Below are 897 nucleotides of genomic sequence, written 5' to 3'. Positions count from 1 at the left end.
AGTTGTTATTATTTCCCCCTTTAAATCTAATGCTTCGATTACTGTTTCTAAAGCTAAAGTTCCGTTTACAAATAAAGTCGATTCTTGAACTTTTAAATGCTCACTTAGTAATTTTTCTAAAGAATTATGTAAGTGACCATTATTAGTTAGCCAAGAGCTTTCCCAAATGAATTTGATTTCTTTTATATATTCTTCTAAAGGGGGTAAGAATGATTTAGTAACATAAATTGGTCTAGATATTTTTTTCATTTTTTGACTCCTAGGAAAATTTTAATTTTTTAAACAATTAGTAGGCGTTATTAGGTAAAACCATACATTTTATAGTTTTAAATATTATATAAATATCAAACATAGTAGTTCGCTTTTGAATATATCTTAAATTCACTAAACCCATGGCAGCTTGGAATTCATTCATTTTAGCATTCGTACCAATCATTTCAATGGTTTCTGGACCTGATATACCAAAGTTTTTCAGTAAATTAAATGTTGATTTAAGTTTACTGTTAGAAAAAGTTAACAACCCTCCTTCTATAGAATTGTAGACTTTAGTCGCATGTAAACTAAACATTGATATGTCACCAAAATTCCCTATACCTTCACCGTCAATTTCTACACCGAAAGCATGAGCTGAATCATAAATGACTTTAAGTTGATACTTTTGAGCAATGTCATTTATCTCCTCAACATTACAAGGGTTTCCAAATACATGCACTGGAATAATAGCAGTTGTCTGATCAGTAATTAAACTTTCAATTTTTTTTGAATCAAGATTAAAGGTATCAGGGTCAATGTCACAAAAAACCGGCTGAATGTTTTTTCTGGTAATTGCATGAGTGGTAGCAGCAAAAGTAAAAGGAGTTGTTATTATTTCCCCCTTTAAATCTAATGCTTCGATTA

The 897-nt window shown here is 29.9% G+C and carries 2 protein-coding genes; both read right to left on the bottom strand.

The genetic code is table 11. From position 1 onward, the window contains the following. The coding region (locus RB298_RS15125) for a DegT/DnrJ/EryC1/StrS family aminotransferase (protein ID WP_486047484.1) at positions 1-249 on the bottom strand (249 nt) is incomplete at its 3' end. 37 nt (positions 250-286) lie between these two features. Further along, on the bottom strand, positions 287-897 hold a 611-nt coding region (locus tag RB298_RS15120), incomplete at its 5' end, for a DegT/DnrJ/EryC1/StrS family aminotransferase (RefSeq protein WP_486047483.1).

It is taken from the genome of Priestia sp. BR_2 (assembly GCF_041954005.1).
GTDB classification, from domain to species: Bacteria; Bacillota; Bacilli; order Paenibacillales; family Paenibacillaceae; genus Paenibacillus_AQ; species Paenibacillus_AQ lautus_A.
The sequence above is the reverse complement of the archived record's forward strand: the minus strand, read 5'-3'. Positions and strand labels throughout refer to the sequence as shown.